Below are 17,943 nucleotides of genomic sequence, written 5' to 3' on the forward strand. Positions count from 1 at the left end.
CGTTCAGATCCCCACCGTGAAACCGTTGGACCAGCTCTGCATCGACTGGACCATGGTGTCCCAGACACCTGTGAGCAGCAGCAGACCGGTCGCGATCATCATCACGCCGCCGGTCCGCATCACCCATGCGTAGTGCTGCTTGACCCAGGCGAACGCACCGAGCGCCTTGCGGAACGCCACCGCCGCGAGGACGAACGGCAGCCCGAGGCCGAGACAGTACGCGACGGTCAGCAGCGCCCCGCGGCCGGCACTGGCCTCGCTCGCTGCGAGCGCCGTCACGGCGGACAGCGTCGGTCCGATGCACGGCGTCCAGCCGATCCCGAACAGCGCGCCGAGCAGCGGTGCGCCCAGCAGGCCCGACACCGGCCGCCTGTGGACGCGGAACTCGCGCTGGGTGAGCCAGGGCATCAGGCCCATGAAGAAGACACCCAGCAGGATCATCAGCGCGCCGAGGACCTTGGACAGGATCTCCCGGTGCCCCTGGAGCGTGGAGCCGAAGTAGCCGAAGAGCGCCCCGCCGGACACGAACACGGCGGTGAAGCCGACGACGAACAGGGAGGCGCCGGCGACCATCCGGCCGCGCTTCGCCTCGGCGAGGTCGGTGCCCGTGACCCCGGTGACGTACGAGAGATAGCCGGGGACGAGCGGCAGCACGCACGGCGAGAAGAAGGACACCAGCCCGGCGAGCAGGGCGATGGGCAGAGCGAGAAGCAGGGCGCCGCCGAAGACCGTGTCGTACACGTCCGGTGCCGCGGCAAGGAACGTCACAGGATCACTTCTCCGCGATCAACGGGTCGATGATCTTGTGCAGTTCCTCGTCGTCGAGCGCCTTGAGCGAGCGGGCCGCGATCTTTCCGTCCCGGTCGAGCACGATCGTGGAGGGAATGGCCTGCGGATTGAGGCTGCCCTTGGGGAAGCCGTTGACGATCAGCTTGCCGATCGGGTCGTACAGGCTCGGGTACTCGATTCCGTAGTCCTTCTCGAAAGCGAGCGCCGGGCCCTTCTTGCTGTCCCGGGTGTTGATCCCGACGAACTCGACGCCCTTCGCCTTGGTCTCCTTGGCGACCTTCGCGAAATAGGGGGCCTCGGAACGGCACGGCGGGCACCATGATCCCCACACGTTCATCACGACGATCTTGCCCTTGAGGCCGGCCACGTCGAGCGGTTCGCCCTCCAGGGTCTCGCCCTTGAGCTCGTTCGGGGACTGACGCTCCCCCTTGGCGACGGTGTCGATGCCGCCGGAGCCGGTGACGAAGTTGGTGTCGCCGCCGCCTCCGGACTTTCCGCCCTCGCCACAGGCCGACAGGGTGAGCGCACCTGCGGCGACCAGGGCGGTCAACAGGGCGGCGCGGGGGGCACGGCTGAGGCTCATGTGAAAAGTTTCGCATGGCCCCGGCGGCGATCTTCCGCACCCCCCTGCGTGCCCGATAAGGCCCCTTGTCAAGAAGCCTTAAGGAATGCGTTCCAGCCGCCCGCGGGGGACTCGCCGACCTGAAGGGTGCGCAGTTTCGCGAGCACCTGCGGATCCTGCACGTCGAGCCAGTCGCAGAACTGCCGGAAGGAGACCAGCCGTACGTCCTTCTTGCCGGCCATGCCCTTGAGCGCTTCCTCCACGGCGTCCATGTAGATGCCGCCGTTCCACTGCTCGAAGTGGTTGCCGATGAAGAACGGTGCGCGATTGGACTCGTAGGCGCGGGTGAATCCCGCGAGATACGCCTCCGTCGCCTGCCTGCGCCAGCCCGGAAAGCGCGAGGGCACGCCCTGCGTCGCCTGGTGGGACTGGTTGGCCAGCATGTTGTAGTCCATGGACAGCACCTCGAAGGAGCGCCCGGGGAACGGCACCTGCTGGAGCGGCAGGTCCCAGATGCCCAGCCGCTTGTCGGGCCACATCTGGCGGCCGCCGGGCGAGGAGGCGTCGTACCGCCAGCCCAGCTGCTTCGCGACGGGCAGGAGCTCGGCCTGGCCGAGCAGACACGGCGTGCGGCCTCCGACGAGTTCCTTGCGGTAGTCGAAAGGCAGGGGATCGATGTCGTGCCAGCCGCTGTTGGTACGCCATTCGGTGACGAACTTCACAGCCTGGTCGGTCTCGCTGCGCCAGTCCGCCGACGACCAGTTGCCCACCGATCCGGAACCGGTGCAGAAATGCCCGTTGAAGTGGGTGCCTATCTCATGGCCGTCGAGCCATGCCTGGCGTATGTGCTTCAGCGTGTCCTTGATGTGCTCGTCGGTGAGATAACCGATGTCCGAGGCGCCGATCGCGTTGTTCGGCGGACGGTAGAGCGTTTTCTTCGACTCGGGCAGCAGGTAGATACCGGAGAGGAAGAAGGTCATCGCCGCGCCGTGGTTCCTGGCGAGTTCGAGAAAACGCGGGAAAAGACCGTTGCCGACCTCGCCCGCACCGTCCCAGGAAAAGATCACGAATTGCGGCGGCGTCTGCCCGGGCTCCAGCGGAACGGGACGCTCCGGCTGATGCGGCTGCTTCCCGGTGTCGGAGGTGGAGCCGTCGCCGATCGGCCGGCCCCGCGTCGCCGAAGGCGAGGGCTTCGCGCCCTTGCCCTGGTCACCGCCCCGGCCGGGCGCACCACCTCCGGCGCCGCCCGGACCACTGGAGCCGCAGCCCGCCACGGTGACCGCGGCCGCGGCCCCAAGTCCCGCTCCGAGCAGGCCCCGTCGAGTGATGTCGCGCATATCGTCCCCATCCGCGCTCCCCTGGTCGGGGGGAGCCTTTCCAAACCGGCACAGGGAGAGATGCCGTGTGGAACGCGGGGGTTCCTGATGTGCGGGACGGGTTTTTCTACGCCATTTCCCGTGCGGGCTAGGCGCCGAATGCCTTGGACTTGCCCTTCACGGGTTTGGCGCCGGCGAGAAGATGCGGCGGGACGAGATCCCGGGCCGGCTCGGAGTATCCGACCGACACGATCCTGTTCCCCTCGTAGGTGAACGAGGTCAGCGAGGCGAGGGTGCACTGCCTGCGCCGCGGGTCGTGCCACAGCCGTCGCCTCTCGACGAAACTGCGCACGACCCAGATCGGCAGCTGGTGGCTGACGCACACGGCCTCGTGGCCGCGCGCCGCGTCCCGCGCCGCCTCCAGCGCGGCCGACATCCGCACGACCTGCTCCACGTACGGCTCGCCCCAGGACGGCCGGAACGGGTTCGTCAGGTGCTTCCAGTTGGCCGGCTGGCGCAGCGCGCCGTCGCCCACGCCGAAGGTCTTGCCCTCGAAGACGTTGGCCGCCTCGATCAGCCGCTCGTCGGTCTCGAGGGTCAGACCGTGCGACTTGGCGATCGGCTGGGCGGTCTCCTGGGCCCGCTCCAGCGGGGAGGCGACGACATGCGTGATGTCCCGGGCCGCCAGGTGCTCCGCGACCCGGTCGGCCATCTGCCGGCCGAGCTCGGAGAGGTGGTAGCCGCTGCGGCGGCCGTAGAGGACGCCGTCCGGGTTGTGCACTTCGCCGTGGCGCATGAGATGGACGACGGTGATGTCCCTGGTGCTCATGCGGTGGCCTCCGCTGCGGCTCGGGCGGCGGCGGGCAGCGCGGCCGCGATCCGCTCGATCGCCCGCTCGTCGTGGGCGGTCGAGACGAACCAGGACTCGAACGCGGACGGCGGCAGGTAGACCCCGTCGGCGAGCATCGAGTGGAAGAACGCGTTGAAGCGGAACGCCTCCTGCTTCTTCGCGTCCTCGTAGTCCCTGACCTCGGTCGGGGTGAAGAAGACGGAGAACATGTTGGACGCCGTCTGCAGGCGGTGCGCCACGCCCTCCTTGGTCAGGGCGTCCGTCACCAGCGCCTGGATCCGCTGCGAGACCGCGTTCACCTTCTCGTACGCGGCGTCGTCCAGCAGGCGCAGCTGCGCGAGGCCGGCGGCGGTCGCCACCGGGTTACCGGAGAGCGTGCCCGCCTGGTAGACGGGACCGGCCGGCGCGAGGTGCGCCATGACGTCCCGGCGCCCGCCGAACGCGGCGGCCGGGAACCCGCCGCCCATGACCTTGCCGAACGTCATCAGGTCGGGCACCACGCCGTCGACGCCGTACCAGCCCGCCTTCGAGGTGCGGAAGCCGGTCATCACCTCGTCGGAGATGTACAGCGCGCCGTTCTTCGCGCAGGCGTCCTTGAGCCCCTGGTTGAAGCCGGGCCGCGGCGGCACCACGCCCATGTTGCCCGGCGACGCCTCCGTGATCACACAGGCGATCTCGCCCGGGTGGTTGTGGAACGCCGCCTGCACGGCCTCCAGGTCGTTGTACGGCAGCACGATCGTGTCACCGGCCTGAGCCCCCGTGACGCCGGGCGTGTCCGGCAGGGCGAACGTCGCGACCCCGGAGCCCGCCGCGGCGAGGAGCGCGTCGACGTGCCCGTGGTAGCAGCCGGCGAACTTGATGACCTTGGACCGGCCGGTGAAGCCGCGGGCCAGCCGGATCGCCGACATCGTCGCCTCGGTGCCGCTGGAGACCAGCCGTACCTGCTCGACGGGCTCGACACGGGCCACGATCTCCTCGGCGAGGGCGACCTCGCCCTCGCCCGGCGTGCCGAAGGAGGTGCCGCGGGCGACCGCCGCCTGCACCGCCTCGATGACCTCGGGGTGGGAGTGCCCGAGGATCATCGGCCCCCACGAGCAGACGAGGTCGACGTACTCGCGGCCGTCGGCATCGGTCAGGTACGGGCCGGTGCCGGACACCATGAACCTGGGCGTACCGCCCACGGCACGGAAAGCACGGACGGGAGAGTTCACGCCGCCGGGCGTCACGAGGGACGCGCGGTCGAAAAGCGTCTGCGAAACTGGGGCGTCATAGGGAAAGCTCACGGAAACCATGGTCTCAGAGGCCCGGGCGATCTTGCGGACAGGTGTTTCACCACACGTTCGTGGGGGAGGTCACTGTCACGATGATCTGGTTGCGCGGCGGGGGCTGCGAGTGGTCGGGTGGAGATATGCATCGCGGTGGCGGACTGGGCGAGGGGACCGACGACCTGGGTCCTGAGCCTGCCCGGCGCGGAAAGCACCGGCGAGGCGAAGCGGATGATCCCGTGGGAGGCAGGAGCGGCCGGTTGGGGGTGACGTACAAGTACTTCGGTGCGCCCGACGGCGCCACGGCGGCACGGGTGCCGATCTCGATGCGCCCCGAGGAGCTGGGCGGCGACGAGCTCGGCATGGGCGGCATGTTCACCAAGATCAAGCCGGAGACCATAGCCGCGATGGTGCTGACCGGTATCCAGGGCATGCCGCTGCACAAGGTGCCGCCGCTGGAGCTCGTGGTGCTGCACCCCGACTACGCCGTGGTGAAGCTGCCCATGACCGTGGTGGACCCGCTGCGGGACATCGGCGAGGAGTCGGTGGGCGCGGCGGCCTTCATCTGGTCGACGGTCCCGGACCGGGGCGGCCCCCGGGACGCGTTCAACGTCTACCAATTGCTCCACGAATGGCAGGATTTCAGCCATCGTCTGCACGAGGCGGGCCACCAGCCGTACTGCCTGGTGTGGCCCTGACCCCGCGCGCCCCTCGTCCGCCCGGTCAGACGACCGGCGGCCGGCCGAGCCGGGCCATGAGCCACACCGTGCTCCAGCGCATCGGACGGCGCTCTCCGCACGGCGTACGGACGCCCTCGGCGAATCCGCCGAACCAGGCGCGAAGGCCCGGCGCCGAGCGGGTGCGCGCCAGGGTGAGCGCGGTCCACGAGCCCAGGTAGAGGGGCACGAGCAGGGCCGGGAGGTTCCGCTTCGCCAGCCAGACACGGTTGCGGGCGGTCATCCGGTAGTAGACGCCGTGCCGCGTGGGAGGCGTACGGGGGTGCTGGAGCACCAGCTCGGGGGCGTAGAGGATCTTCCAGCCGTCGTCCAGGGCGCGCCAGGCGAGATCGGTCTCCTCGTGCGTGAAGAAGAAGTCGTCCGGCCAGCCGCCGACCCGCTCCAGCATCCGCATCGACAGGGCGTGCCCGCCGCCGAGGAACGTGGTCACCTGGCCGCCGCGCAGCGGATCGGTCTTCCCGATGCGCGGCACGTGCCGGCGCTGGGTGAAGCCGGTCTCGTCGGCGATGCGGAAGCTGACGATCCCGAGCGCGGGGTCGGCGTCGTACATCGCGGCGATACGGCTGAAGACGTCCGTCTCGATGAGCAGCCCGTCGTCGTCCAGGTCGACGAGCACGTCGACGTCGCCGAACTCCCGCAGCCGCTCCATGGCGACGTTGCGCCCGCCGGACACGCCGAGGTTCTCGGGCAGCTCGACACCCGTGACGCCTGCCGGCAGTTCGGACAGCGGGGCGCCGTTGGAGACCACGACGACGCGGGTGGCGGGATGGTCCTGAGCGGCCACCGAGTCGAGCAGGGCCCGCAGTTCCGCAGGGCGGGAGCCCATCGTCAGTACGGCCACACCCACACGCGCTCGGGACACGTCCACATCTCCATCTGTTGCCGGTCGTGACCCGCGAGCTTAACGGTGTCGGTCCGGCAGATGTATGGAGGTGAACGCGCACGGGCACGTGCATGTGGCCGACGGCCGTGAGCGTGCAGGGCGCGCACCCGCCGTGACCGGCGGCGGTGCACGGTACGGGGCGCACCGGTCCCCTGTGGTGGTGACGCACGCCTCATCCGCGCCGCTCGCGCCCGGAGCCGCCCCGCGCGCCCGCTAGGGGCGGCGCCATCCCGGGTCGCGTCCCGTCAGCGCCAGCAGCCGGTCGAGGTCGGACGCGCCCGCTCCCCCGTCCGGCAGCGGATACTCCTCGCCGAAGACCCCCATCGCGCGGGCGGTCGGCGCGAGCTCCCCGAACGCGGTCAGCACCTCACGGACCACCACCGGATCCGGCGTGTACTCCTGCCCCGTGGCCCGCGCGAGATCCCAGGCGTGCACGGCGAGGTCGCCGAGCGCCATCCTTCCGACCAGGCCCGCCGACATGTTCATGGCGCCCGTGGTGCCCTGGTCCGCTCCCGGCGCCGCCCACGCCTCGACGAGCGCCTCGGCCTCCGCCGCGAACTCCTCGCGCCAGTCGCCGTGCCCGGCACGGTCCGGCTCCGCGGAGAAGTCGGCGTCCTTCTTGGCCGCCAGCAGCTGGAAGTTGACCACCACCTGGAAGAGGTGATCGACCAGCTGCCGCACGTCGTACTCGGCGCACGGCGTCGCATCGCCGAGCCGGTCGTCGGTGATGCCGCGCACCACCGGCACGGAGCGTTCGACGGCTGCCCGCAACAGGTCGCTGATGGTGTTCGTCATACGTCCGACCGTAGGCAGCACCGCCTCCCCCGTCTTGAAGAAACGCGACAGTCGCCGGATTAGGATCGGCGCATGGCAGGTCCGCGACGCGACACCCGGGGCATCGTCGAAGCCCGGGAGCTGCTCGCCCGCGTCGACTTCCGCCGCCGCGAGCCGGCCCCCGAACTGCGCCCCTACCTCGAGCACTACTGGCTCATCGACTGGGACCTGACCGAGCCGTACGCCTCCCACGTCGTGCCGCACCCGTCCGTGAACCTGGTGTTCCAGCAGTACGGCGACGAGGAGCCGTGGGCCGAGATCGCGGGCATCGGCCTGGGGCTGTTCACGCAGAAGCTGGAGGGCCGGGGGCGGGTGTGCGGCGTGCAGTTCCGGCCGGGCGGGTTCCGGCCCTTCGCACCGGGCCGCCCGGTGTCGGACTGGACGGGCCGGCGGGTCCCCCTGACGCAGGCGTACGCGGACCTGGGCCCGGTACGGGGCCCCGACGAGCCGGACGGATCGGAGGGACCCGTCGGGCCGGTCGCGGCCGGGACGTCGCACGTCGCCGCGGAGGTCCGCCGGGTCGTCGGCCCGGACGACGAGGACGCCCGCGTCGCCGCCCTGGACGCCTTCCTCCTGGGCCTCGCCCCCGCGCCGGACCCGCAGGCGTCGCAGGCCATGGCCCTGGTCGACCGGGTCCGCGCCGACCGCTCGATCCGGCGCGTCGCCGAACTCGCCGCCGCGGAAGGTGTGTCGACGCGCTCGATGCAACGGCTCTTCTCCGCGTACGTCGGCGTCGGCCCGAAGTGGGTCATCCTCCGTTACCGCATCCACGAGGCGCTGGAGCGCGCCGAGACGGAGACGGCCGCGGTCGACTGGTCCGCGCTCGCCGCCGAACTCGGCTACAGCGACCAGGCCCACCTCGTACGGGACTTCACCGCGACGGTGGGCGTCCCGCCGACCGCGTACGCACGTCCCCCGCACTGAGCCCCGCCGTACGGGGCCCTCGTCGTACCCCGCCCCTACAGTGCCGGGCATGGGCATCGACACAGTGAAGGTACGGATCGAGCCGTGGTCCGAGGACGACTTCGAGCTGCTGTGCGCCGTGAACGCGCCGGAGCTGATGGACCACCTCGGCGGTCCCGAGACCGAGGAACAGCTGATCATGCGGCATCAGCGCTATGTGGAGCTGAGCGCCGACCGCACCGGCCGCGGCCGGATGTTCCGCATCGTCCTGGCCGAAGGGGATGACGCCGGCCGGTCCGCCGGCTCCGTCGGCTTCTGGGAGCAGACCTGGGACGGCGAGCAGATCTACGAGTCGGGATGGGCCGTGCTGCCCGCGTTCCAGGGCCGCGGGATCGCGACCGCCGCGACGCTGGCGGTGATCGAGCGGGCGCGCGCCGAGCGGCGGCACCGCACACTGCACGCGTTCCCCTCCGTGGACAACGTCGCGTCCAACGCCGTGTGCCGCAAGGCCGGTTTCACGCTCCTCGGCGAGCGCGAGGTCGAGTACCCGCCCGGGAACGTGCTGCGCTCCCACGACTGGCGCCTCGACCTCACGAGCAGCTGACTAACGGAATAAACTCGCCCAACCATTAGTAGCGTGTCATGACGGAGGGGGATCCATGCTGCTCGCCCACATCAGCGATCTGCATCTCGACGGCACGGAGCGGGCCACCGACCGCGCCGTGCGCACCATCGCCTATCTCAACTCCCTGTCCCGCCGGCCCGACACCGTCCTGGTCACCGGCGACATCGCGGACCACGGGGCGCCCGAGGAGTACGCACAGGCGGCGGAGCTGCTGTCCGGCCTGAGCGCGCCGCACGTCACCTGCCCCGGCAACCACGACGACCGCGCCGCCTACCGCAAGGTGCTGCTGGGCGACACGTCCGCCGCCACGCCGGAGTCGCCCGTCAACCGGCTGCACCGCGTGGGCGGTTACGCCCTCCTGCTGTGCGACTCGACGATCCCCGGCGAGGACGCCGGGCGCTTCGACGACGAGACGCTGCGGTGGCTGGAGCGCACGCTCGACGACCTGGGCGACACCCCCGCCCTGCCCGCCTTCCACCACCCGCCGGCCGTGATCCACCACCCGTACCTGGACGCGACGAACCTGACGAACGCCGACCGCCTGTCGGACCTGCTGGCCGGGCGGGACAACGTCCCGGCGGTCCTGACCGGCCACGCCCACACCGCCGGCGCGACGACCTTCGCGGGCCGGCCGCTGCTGGTGGCCCCGGGGGTCGTCTCGACGCTGCGCCTGCCGTGGGAGAACGGCGAAACGCTGACCGACCGCACCGCACCTCCGGGCGTCGCGTTCCACGTCCTGGACGAGGGCGGCGCCCGTGTCACGACCCACTTCCGCGTCGTGCCGTAGCGGGCCGATCGGGAGCACGGCGAGGGCCCGCTTGACGAGGCGGGCCCTTTCCCTGGATATTTATCTGCGTCACGCAGATTATGCATAACGAAGACTCTCTTGTCTGAGGAGCTCCCATGACCACCCTCGTCACCGGCAGTCGCGGCAAGGTCGGCTCGGCCCTGCTCTCCCTGCTGCAGGAGCGCGGCGCCTCGGTCCGGGCCGCATCCGCCGCCCCCGACAAGCTCGCCCTCCCGGACGGCCTCGAACCCGTACGGCTGGCCCTCGACGACCCGTCGTCCTTCCCCGCGGCCCTCCAAGACGTCGACTCCGTCTTCCTGTACGCCGAGCCGTCCCACATCGACGCCTTCGTCGACGCGGCGCACACCGCCGGCGTCTCCCACATCGTCCTGCTGTCGTCCAGCTCGGTCCTCGGCGCCGACGCGGCCTCCGACCCCCTCGCGGGCCACCACCTCGCCGTCGAAGAGGCCCTCACCGCCGGACCGGTGGCCACGACCGTCCTGCGCCCCGGCGCGTTCGCCGGAAACGCGCTCCAGTGGGCGCGCGCCCTGCGCACCACCGGCGTCATCGACCTTCCCTACCCGGGCAGTTACGGCGACCCGATCCACGAACGGGACGTGGCAGAGGCCGCTCTGGCCGTGCTCACCGATCCCGGGCCGAGGGGGCGCGCGTACCACCTGACCGGACCCGAGTCCCTCACCTTCGCCGAGCAGATCGCGATCCTGGAGCGCGCCGCGGGCCGCGCGGCGCCCATCGAGATCCGCGCGGTGACGCCGGAGCAGTGGCAGGAGTCCGTATCCGCCTACCTGCCCGCCGCGTTCGCGCGGGCCCTGCTCGACTACTGGGCGTCGACGGACGGTTCGCCCGCGCTGCTCACCCGCACCGTCGAGGAACTGACCGGACGCCCGGCGCGGACGTTCGCCGAGTGGGCGCAGGAGCACGCGGACGCGTTCCGCGTCTAGCGCGGGACGCTGAGCAAACTGGTGGCTGCCACCGTGCGGCCGGTGACATGCTGGCGCTGTGAACGGACCGGAAATCACCTTCAGCGTCGCCCCTGAGCTGCGGCTCTTCCTCCCGCCGGAGCGCCGCCAGGGCCGCACCGCCGTCGTCACGGACGGCTCGTCGACGCTCGGACATGTCGTCGAGTCGCTCGGTGTCCCGCTCACGGAGGCGGGCCGCCTGCTGGTCGACGGCCGCCAGGTGCCGGTCTCGCACATTCCGCAGGAAGGCGAACACGTCGAGGTACGCGGCGTCGACCGGCCCCAGCGTGTCCCCGGCGCGCCGCTCCGCTTCCTGCTCGACGTCCATCTGGGCACGCTGGCGCGGCGGCTTCGCCTCCTCGGCGTGGACGCGGCGTACGAGAACGAGGACATCGGCGATCCCGCCCTGGCCGCCCAGTCCGCGAAGGAGCGGCGCGTGCTGCTCTCGCGCGACCGGGGCCTGCTGCGGCGCCGGGAGATCTGGGCGGGCGCGTACGTCTACAGCGACCGGCCCGACGACCAACTCACGGACGTACTGGAGCGGTTCGCGCCGGAGCTCGCGCCCTGGACGCGGTGCACGGCGTGCAACGGGCCCCTGACGGACGCCGACAAGGACTCGGTGCAGGCGCAACTGGAGCAGGGCACGCAGCGCACGTACGACGTGTTCGCCCGGTGCACCGTCTGCGACCGCGTCTACTGGCGCGGCGCCCACCACGCCCGTCTGGAGGCGATCGTCGCGTCGGCCCTGCGCACGGCGGGGGCGTGAGGGCGGACCCGCCGCACCGTCCGCCTGTCGCCCCTACGCGTCGAAGTCACCCGCGCGCAGCCGCTCCACCTGTGTCGCGCTCAGCTCCACCGTCCGCTGCATGTGCGCCGTGAGCAGCGCGATCTCCTCGTCGGCGTACGTGTCGATCATCGACACCCAGGCTCCGCCCAGCCGGGCCCACAGCGCCCCGAACTCGGCCATCCGCTCCGGCACGCACGCCACCAGAACCCGGCGCCGGTCGTGCGTGTCGCGCTCCCGCGTCACATATCCGGCGCGCTCCAGCCGGTCGACCAGCCGGGTCGCCGAACCGGTGGTGAGCCCGGTCAGCTCCGCGACCCGCCCGGTCGTGACCGGGCCGCCTTCGAGCTCGAGCAGGTTCAGGCACTGGAGATCCGTGGGATGCAGCCCGAGATGATCGGCGAGGGCCTGGTTGAACAGGGCGTACGAGGCCATGTAGCGACGCGACGCCGTGGACAGCTCCCTCATGAGCCGGCCCCGCGCGGCGCCGTCCGAGTTCTTCTGCGTCATGCAGGAAGTGTACGGAGCAGTCCTCCATGGCCTTCACCGGCAGAGGCCAGGCTGCCGGGGCCTCGGCCGCCGGGGCGGGCTGTCCGGAGGCCGGGTCGTCCCGGGGAGCGGTGCGTCTGCCGGGCGACCACTCACCGGAGATCAGGGGCGCTCACCCGTCAGATAGCGCTGCACCGTCGGGGCCAGCCAGCTCACCACCTCCTCTTTGGTCATCTCGACGGCGGGCGGGAAGCGCAGCACATACCGGGCCAGGGCCATGCCGAGGATCTGAGAGGCGACGAGCGCGGCGCGGCGCGGGGCGTCGGCCGGGTCCGGTGACAGGCTCGCGACGACCGGACCCAGCTGCTCCCGGAAGATCGAGCGGGCACGCTCGGCCGCGGCGGCGTTCGTGACACCCGCCCGCAGCAGCGCCGTGAGCACGTCGTCGTGCTCCCACCGGTCCAGGAAGTGGGCGACGAGCACCGCGCCGGCATGCCTGCCGGGCAGCGCGCCCAACTCCGGCAGGCGCAGGTCGAATTCGGAGGCCGCGGCGAACAGCCCCTCCTTGTTGCCGTAGTAGCGCATGACCATCGAGGGGTCGATGCCCGCGTCGCGCGCTATGGCCCGGATCGTCGCCCGCTCGTACCCGTCGGCCGCGAAGCGCTCGCGGGCGGCTTCGAGGATCGCGGCCTTGGTGGCATCGGAGCGGCGGGGAGTGCCGGGTGCTTCCGTCGTCATGCCAACGACTGTAGGCCAACAGGTGTTGACACGCCAGAGGCGACCGCTCTACATTTGCCAACAAGCGTTGACCAACAGGTGTTGACCTACAGCCGTCGACCACCGGAGGCAGCCATGCCCGGCAAGCCCAGCACCGCAGCCCGCACCACACCGATCGAGCACGCCGACGGACCCGGCCCGTTCGACACAGACGTGATCGTCGTCGGGGCCGGCCCGACCGGTCTGCTCCTGGCGGGCGACCTCGCCTGCGCCGGCGTCTCGGTCACACTCGTCGAGCGTCGCCCCCGTGAGATCAGCAACCTCACCCGCGCCTTCGGCGTCCATGCCCGCACGCTGGAGCTGCTGGACGCCCGCGGCCTGGCCGACGAGCTGGTGGCGAAGGGCACGCCGATCACCGGACTGCGCCTGTTCCGCCGGCTCTCCCTCGACCTCGGCACGCTCCCGTCCCGCTTCCCGTTCCTCCTGATCACCCCGCAGTACGAGGTGGAGAGGTTGCTCGAGCGCCGGGCCCAGTCCGCGGGCGTCGACTTCCGCCACGGGACGGAGCTGACCGGCCTCGACCAGTCCCCCACCCACACCCCGGCGTCCGTCACCGCCGAGCTCCGCGGCGAGGACGGCACCCGCAGCACCCTGCGTGCCCGCTACCTCGTCGGCGCCGACGGCGTCCGCAGCGGCGTGCGCACAGCGCTCGGCCTGCCGTTCCCCGGCGTGTCCGTCATCAGGTCCATCGTGCTCGCGGACGTCCGCCTCGCCGAGGAGCCCCCCGGCCTCCTCACGGTCAACGGAGCGGGCGGCACGTTCGCCTTCATGGCCCCCTTCGGCGACGGCTGGTACCGCGTCATGGGGTGGGACCGCACCCGGCAGGTCCCCGACAGCGAGCCCGTCACCCTCGACGAAGTGCGCGAGATCGCGCGCCGGGCCCTCGGCAGCGACTTCGGCATGCACGACGCCCGCTGGATCTCCCGCTTCCACAGCGACGAGCGCCAGGCCCCGGCCTACCGCGCCGGCCGGGTCTTCCTCGCGGGTGACGCCGCGCACGTGCACTCCCCGGCCGGCGGCCAGGGCATGAACACCGGCCTGCAGGACGCGGCCAACCTCTCCTGGAAGCTCGCCTCGGTGATCCAGGGCCTCGCCCCGGAGCCCGAGGCGCTGCTCGACAGTTACGAGTCGGAGCGGCACCCCGTCGGCAGGATGGTCCTGCGCAGCAGTGGAGCGATCGTGCGCCTCGCGATGGCCCACACGCCCCTCCAGCGCGCAGCGCGTTCGCTCGCCGCCCGCGTCATTGGCAGCATCCGGCCTGCGGCACGGAAGGCCCTGGGCGTCGTCTCCGGCATCGGCATCTCGTACCGCGCACCGCGCGGCGCGCACCCCCTCACCGGCCGGCGCGCTCCGGACCTGCGGCTCGCCGAGGGCAGGCTCTACGAGCTGCTGCGCAAGGGCGAGTTCGTGCTGATCGGCCCCGCCGACGAGGCCGCTCCCGAGACCGCCGCTGCCCCGGCCGCACCCGGCCGCGTCATAAGAGCGCACTGGGCGTCCGGCCGGCGCACCGCGCTGCTCGTCCGCCCCGACGGATACATCGCCTGGGCGACGGGACGCGAGCCGGCCGTCTGACCGGCCGGTGAGGCACCGGCCGGCCGGACGGCCGGCATCGGAAGGCGTACGGGACCGGAACGCGACACGGGCCGGAGGACGTACGGGACCGGAAGGCGCACGGGCCGGAGGACGTACGGGACCGGAAGGCGCACGGGCCGGAGGACGTACGGGACCAGAAGGCGCAGGGGCCGGAGGACGTACGGGACCAGAAGGCGCTCGGGTCACAAGGCGTACGGGTCAGAAGGCGTACGGATCCCCGGTGGCCGGCGCGACGACCTTGTGGTTGTTGTTCGCCGGATCCCGGTCGGTCGCCCCGCCGTTCCACACCGTGCCGATCTTCACCACCGCCTCGGCCGGGTCGCCCGTGATCCCCAGCCGGAGGGAGGTCTTGCGGCCGACCCCGTCCGCGCCCAGCGGGCCCGTGCCGCACAGCACCACCCGTTCACCCGCCCACAGGCAGCGCTTGGGCAGCCGCAGTTCGCCGACCGGCCGAAGGGAGAACGCCACCCTCACCGTGGCGTCCTCCAGGCTGGAGGGACCGTGGTTGCTGGTCATCAGGGAGATCTTGAGCCACCCGTCGTCCAAGGAGACATGACCGTGATGGGCCACGTCCGCCTCCGGCGCCACGGCGCCCGAGGCCCCGGCGGCCCCGGCCGCTCCGACGCCCCCCGGCCCCGAGTCCCCGCCCGCACGCGCGCCCGCACCCGAGGCGACCACCAACACCAACGCCGCGACCCCGGCCGACATCACCCTACGCATCACACACATGAACCGAAGATACCGATTCTTCCGTTACGCACCTGATTGCCCGTCGCTCCGGCGCGTCCCGGCCGCCCCCGTCGCCGGCCGGCCCGGGCATGCGCCACGCGGCCCGGCGCATCCCACCCACCCCCGCCGTAGTCCGGCCCCTGTACGGCCTCACAGTCGCGGAGCCGCTGCGCGCCCCGTGCGGAGATCGGCGCGTCACCTTGCCGACCTATCCTGACCGCAGTTCGATCACACGCGCGAGGAGCCACGACATGACAACCGACCGGACCCCCGTCGCCGTCGTCACCGGAGCCGGCAGCGGCATCGGCGCAGCCACCGCACGGCAGTTGGCCGCCGCAGGCTTCCACGTCGTCCTCACCGCCCGCCGGAAGGACCGCATCGAGGCCGTCGCCGCCGAGATCACCGCCGCCGGCCACCAGGCCACCGCCCACCCGCTAGACGTCACCGACCGGCCGGCCGTCGACTCCTTCGCGGCGTCCCTGGACCGTTGCGACGTCCTCGTCAACAACGCGGGCGGCGCGCTCGGCGCCGACCCGGTCGCCACGGGCGATCCCGCCGACTGGCGCCGGATGTACGAGGTCAACGTGATCGGCACGCTCAACCTCACCCAGGCGTTCCTGCCCGCGCTCACCGCGAGCGGCGACGGCACCGTCGTCGTCCTGTCCTCCACCGCGGGCCTCGCCACCTACGAGGGCGGCGGCGGTTACGTCGCCGCCAAGCACGGCGCCCACGTCCTCGCCGAGACCCTGCGCCTGGAGATCGTCGGCACCCCCGTCCGCGTCATCGAGATCGCGCCCGGCATGGTCCGGACGGAGGAGTTCGCCACGACCCGCTTCCGCGGCGACACCGAGAAGGCCGCCAAGGTCTACGCGGGCGTCGCCGAACCGCTCAGCGCCGACGACGTCGCCGACACCATCACCTGGGCCGTCACCCGGCCGTCCCACGTCAACATCGACCTGCTCGTGGTCCGCCCCCGCGCCCAGGCGTCCAACTCCAAGGTTCACAGGGAGCTCTGATGAACGACCGCATCGCCGTCTCGCGCCTCGCCGCCGCCGATCTGCCGGCGGCCGCCCCCGGACTCGCCGCCCTCCTCGTCGACGCGGTCGACGACGGCGCGTCGGTCGGCTTCACCTCCGCGCTCACGCCCGAGAAGGCCGCCGCCTGGTGGTCGGACCTGGCACCCGCCCTGTCGGACGAGCGGATCGCCGCCTGGACCGCCCGCGACGGCGACCGGCTCGTCGGCACCGTCCAGCTCAGGTGCGAGACCTCGCCCAACGGACGGCACCGCGCCGAGATAGCCAAGCTGGTCGTGCACCGCTCCGCCCGCGGACGCGGCATCGCGCGCCGACTGCTCACCACCGCCGAGGAGTTCGCGCGTTCGACGGGCCGCACCCTGCTCATGCTGGACACGCAGACGGGCAGCACGGCCGAGCGCCTCTACCGCTCGGCGGGCTGGACCCCGCTCGGCACGGTCCCCGACTACGCCGCCGACCCCTCCGGCGTCCTGCGCCCGACGACGTTCTTCCACAAGACCCTCCAGCCGGCGCCGCAGGGCCCGGAACGGACCGCCGAGCTCACGGGCGCGCAGGCCGGCCCGGAAGCGTGACGCGCGGGCGACCGCGTGCGCCCCGAGGACCTCGCCGCCCTGACGAGCGACAAGCCGCGTGCCCGGCCACCTGACGACCGCGGCCACCGCACGGCCTGGGCACCGGGCACACGTGAAGGCCCCGGACCGCTCCCGGTCCGGGGCCCACAGCGGCCGCCTCAGCCCTTCACGCAGACGACCTGCTTGAGCTTCGCCACCACCTCGACCAGGTCCCTCTGCTGGTCGATCACCTTCTCGATCGGCTTGTACGCGCCCGGGATCTCGTCGACCACACCCGAGTCCTTGCGGCACTCGACCCCGCGCGTCTGCTCCTCCAGGTCCCGCGTCGAGAAGCGCCGCTTCGCCGCGTTGCGGCTCATCTTGCGGCCCGCGCCGTGGGAAGCGGAGTTGAAGGAGGCTTCGTTCCCGAGGCCCTTCACGATGTACGAGCCGGTGCCCATCGACCCCGGGATGATCCCGTAGTCGCCGGAGCCCGCCCGGATCGCACCCTTGCGGGTGACCAGCAGGTCCATGCCCTCGTACCGCTCCTCCGCCACGTAGTTGTGGTGGCAGGAGATGACCGGATCGAACGTCACCTTCGCCTTGCGGAACTCGCGGCGCACGACCTCCTGGAGGAGCCCCATCATGATCGCGCGGTTGTACTTCGCGTACTCCTGCGCCCAGAAGAGGTCGTTCCGGTAGGCGTGCATCTCCGGGGTGTCCGAGACGAACACCGCGAGGTCACGGTCGACCAGGCCCTGGTTGTGCGGCAGCTTCTGCGCCTCGCCGATGTGGTGATCGGCCAGCTCCTTGCCGATGTTCCGGGAGCCGGAGTGCAGCATCAGCCAGACCGACCCCTGGTCGTCGATGCACACCTCGCAGAAGTGGTTTCCGCTGCCCAGCGTCCCCATCTGCTTCGTCGCCCGCTCCCGGCGGAACTTGACCGCGTCCGCCACCCCGTCGAAACGGTCCCAGAAGTCGTCCCAGCCCCCCGCCGGGAAGCCGAACACCTGCGTCGGGTCCACCATCTCGTCGTGCATGCCCCGGCCCACGGGGATCGCCTGCTCGATCCTGGAGCGCAGGCGGGAGAGGTCGCCGGGCAGGTCGTTCGCCGTCAGGGACGTCCTCACCGCCGACATGCCGCAGCCGATGTCCACACCGACCGCCGCCGGGCACACCGCGCCGTGCATCGCGATCACCGAGCCGACCGTCGCGCCCTTGCCGTAGTGGACGTCCGGCATGACGGCGAGGCCCTTGATCCAGGGCAGCGTGGCGACGTTCTGCAACTGCCGCATCGCCACGTCCTCGACCGTCGCGGGGTCGGTCCACATCCGGATCGGGACCTTCGCGCCCGGCACCTCTACAAACGACATAACTCCTCAATTCCCCCGAAAGACATGTAACGCAAATGCCCGGCCAATGACCGCGTAAGACTCGGCGGACCAGCATCCGGGG

Annotated in this window: 20 protein-coding genes; 9 read left to right on the top strand and 11 right to left on the bottom strand. The window is 71.6% G+C overall.

The annotated features are described in order from the left end of the window. Positions 1-3: 3 nt before the first annotated feature. From QFZ82_RS17685 to hemL, 5 genes are all read right to left on the bottom strand, one after another. Positions 4-768, bottom strand: a complete 765-nt coding sequence (locus QFZ82_RS17685; RefSeq protein ID WP_307714088.1) for a cytochrome c biogenesis CcdA family protein — start codon at positions 766-768, stop codon at positions 4-6. Positions 769-772: 4 nt separating this feature from the next. Continuing rightward, a complete protein-coding gene (locus QFZ82_RS17690; protein WP_307714089.1) occupies positions 773-1,372 on the bottom strand; it encodes a TlpA disulfide reductase family protein in 600 nt (199 codons plus the stop codon). A 68-nt stretch (positions 1,373-1,440) separates the two neighbouring features. Beyond that, positions 1,441-2,688 (bottom strand): hypothetical protein, encoded by a 1,248-nt coding sequence (locus QFZ82_RS17695; protein ID WP_307714090.1) that lies wholly within the window; start codon positions 2,686-2,688, stop codon positions 1,441-1,443. 127 nt (positions 2,689-2,815) lie between these two features. Continuing rightward, a complete protein-coding gene (locus QFZ82_RS17700) occupies positions 2,816-3,496 on the bottom strand; it encodes a histidine phosphatase family protein (RefSeq protein ID WP_307714091.1) in 681 nt (226 codons plus the stop codon). Next, positions 3,493-4,809 carry a glutamate-1-semialdehyde 2,1-aminomutase gene (gene hemL / locus QFZ82_RS17705; RefSeq protein ID WP_307714092.1) on the bottom strand — a complete coding sequence of 439 codons (1,317 nt, stop codon included), beginning with the start codon at positions 4,807-4,809 and terminating at the stop codon, positions 3,493-3,495. Before hemL ends, QFZ82_RS17700 begins: the two co-directional genes overlap by 4 nt. A gap of 116 nt (positions 4,810-4,925) precedes the next feature. On the opposite strand from hemL, the gene QFZ82_RS17710 reads away from it, so the two are divergent. Then, positions 4,926-5,480 (top strand): hypothetical protein, encoded by a 555-nt coding sequence (locus QFZ82_RS17710; protein ID WP_215185445.1) that lies wholly within the window; start codon positions 4,926-4,928, stop codon positions 5,478-5,480. A gap of 25 nt (positions 5,481-5,505) precedes the next feature. Here QFZ82_RS17710 and QFZ82_RS17715 read toward each other — a convergent pair whose 3' ends face one another. Both QFZ82_RS17715 and QFZ82_RS17720 read right to left on the bottom strand, forming a co-directional pair. Next, entirely contained in the window at positions 5,506-6,381 is an 876-nt protein-coding gene (locus QFZ82_RS17715; protein WP_307714093.1) for a glycosyltransferase family 2 protein, read from the bottom strand. A gap of 234 nt (positions 6,382-6,615) precedes the next feature. Further along, positions 6,616-7,197 (bottom strand): TIGR03086 family metal-binding protein, encoded by a 582-nt coding sequence (locus tag QFZ82_RS17720; protein ID WP_307714094.1) that lies wholly within the window; start codon positions 7,195-7,197, stop codon positions 6,616-6,618. Between the two features lie 72 nt (positions 7,198-7,269). Between QFZ82_RS17720 and QFZ82_RS17725 the strand changes: the two genes are divergently transcribed. The 5 genes from QFZ82_RS17725 to QFZ82_RS17745 all read left to right on the top strand — a co-directional run bounded on the left by QFZ82_RS17725 (position 7,270) and on the right by QFZ82_RS17745 (position 11,297). Then, positions 7,270-8,160, top strand: coding sequence for a helix-turn-helix domain-containing protein (locus tag QFZ82_RS17725; RefSeq protein WP_307714095.1), 891 nt, complete (start codon positions 7,270-7,272; stop codon positions 8,158-8,160). Positions 8,161-8,209: 49 nt separating this feature from the next. Continuing rightward, positions 8,210-8,743 (top strand): GNAT family N-acetyltransferase, encoded by a 534-nt coding sequence (locus tag QFZ82_RS17730; RefSeq protein WP_307714096.1) that lies wholly within the window; start codon positions 8,210-8,212, stop codon positions 8,741-8,743. A gap of 55 nt (positions 8,744-8,798) precedes the next feature. Beyond that, the gene (locus QFZ82_RS17735; RefSeq protein ID WP_307714097.1) at positions 8,799-9,551 is read left to right on the top strand and encodes a phosphodiesterase; all 753 of its coding nucleotides are present in this window, start codon (positions 8,799-8,801) and stop codon (positions 9,549-9,551) included. Positions 9,552-9,667: 116 nt separating this feature from the next. Continuing rightward, entirely contained in the window at positions 9,668-10,513 is an 846-nt protein-coding gene (locus QFZ82_RS17740; protein ID WP_307714098.1) for an NAD(P)H-binding protein, read from the top strand. Positions 10,514-10,571: 58 nt separating this feature from the next. Continuing rightward, the gene (locus QFZ82_RS17745) at positions 10,572-11,297 is read left to right on the top strand and encodes a Mut7-C RNAse domain-containing protein (RefSeq protein WP_307714099.1); all 726 of its coding nucleotides are present in this window, start codon (positions 10,572-10,574) and stop codon (positions 11,295-11,297) included. A gap of 33 nt (positions 11,298-11,330) precedes the next feature. Here QFZ82_RS17745 and QFZ82_RS17750 read toward each other — a convergent pair whose 3' ends face one another. Together QFZ82_RS17750 and QFZ82_RS17755 are read right to left on the bottom strand one after the other, a co-directional pair. Then, positions 11,331-11,825 (bottom strand): MarR family winged helix-turn-helix transcriptional regulator, encoded by a 495-nt coding sequence (locus tag QFZ82_RS17750; RefSeq protein ID WP_307714100.1) that lies wholly within the window; start codon positions 11,823-11,825, stop codon positions 11,331-11,333. A gap of 141 nt (positions 11,826-11,966) precedes the next feature. Continuing rightward, positions 11,967-12,542 carry a TetR/AcrR family transcriptional regulator gene (locus QFZ82_RS17755; protein ID WP_307714101.1) on the bottom strand — a complete coding sequence of 192 codons (576 nt, stop codon included), beginning with the start codon at positions 12,540-12,542 and terminating at the stop codon, positions 11,967-11,969. A gap of 114 nt (positions 12,543-12,656) precedes the next feature. On the opposite strand from QFZ82_RS17755, the gene QFZ82_RS17760 reads away from it, so the two are divergent. Further along, positions 12,657-14,153 (top strand): FAD-dependent monooxygenase, encoded by a 1,497-nt coding sequence (locus tag QFZ82_RS17760; protein WP_307714102.1) that lies wholly within the window; start codon positions 12,657-12,659, stop codon positions 14,151-14,153. 219 nt (positions 14,154-14,372) lie between these two features. Here QFZ82_RS17760 and QFZ82_RS17765 read toward each other — a convergent pair whose 3' ends face one another. After that, complete coding sequence (locus tag QFZ82_RS17765) at positions 14,373-14,903, bottom strand: hypothetical protein (protein WP_307714103.1); 531 nt, start codon at positions 14,901-14,903, stop codon at positions 14,373-14,375. A 251-nt stretch (positions 14,904-15,154) separates the two neighbouring features. On the opposite strand from QFZ82_RS17765, the gene QFZ82_RS17770 reads away from it, so the two are divergent. Next, positions 15,155-15,919 carry an SDR family NAD(P)-dependent oxidoreductase gene (locus tag QFZ82_RS17770; protein WP_307714104.1) on the top strand — a complete coding sequence of 255 codons (765 nt, stop codon included), beginning with the start codon at positions 15,155-15,157 and terminating at the stop codon, positions 15,917-15,919. Further along, positions 15,919-16,509, top strand: coding sequence for a GNAT family N-acetyltransferase (locus QFZ82_RS17775; RefSeq protein WP_307714105.1), 591 nt, complete (start codon positions 15,919-15,921; stop codon positions 16,507-16,509). Before QFZ82_RS17770 ends, QFZ82_RS17775 begins: the two co-directional genes overlap by 1 nt. A 158-nt stretch (positions 16,510-16,667) precedes the next feature. On the opposite strand, the gene QFZ82_RS17780 is transcribed toward QFZ82_RS17775, so the two are convergent. After that, entirely contained in the window at positions 16,668-17,861 is a 1,194-nt protein-coding gene (locus tag QFZ82_RS17780; RefSeq protein ID WP_307714106.1) for an RtcB family protein, read from the bottom strand. Between the last annotated feature and the right edge of the window lie 82 nt (positions 17,862-17,943).

The sequence above is a fragment of the Streptomyces sp. V4I23 genome, assembly GCF_030817975.1.
Lineage (GTDB): Bacteria > Actinomycetota > Actinomycetes > Streptomycetales > Streptomycetaceae > Streptomyces.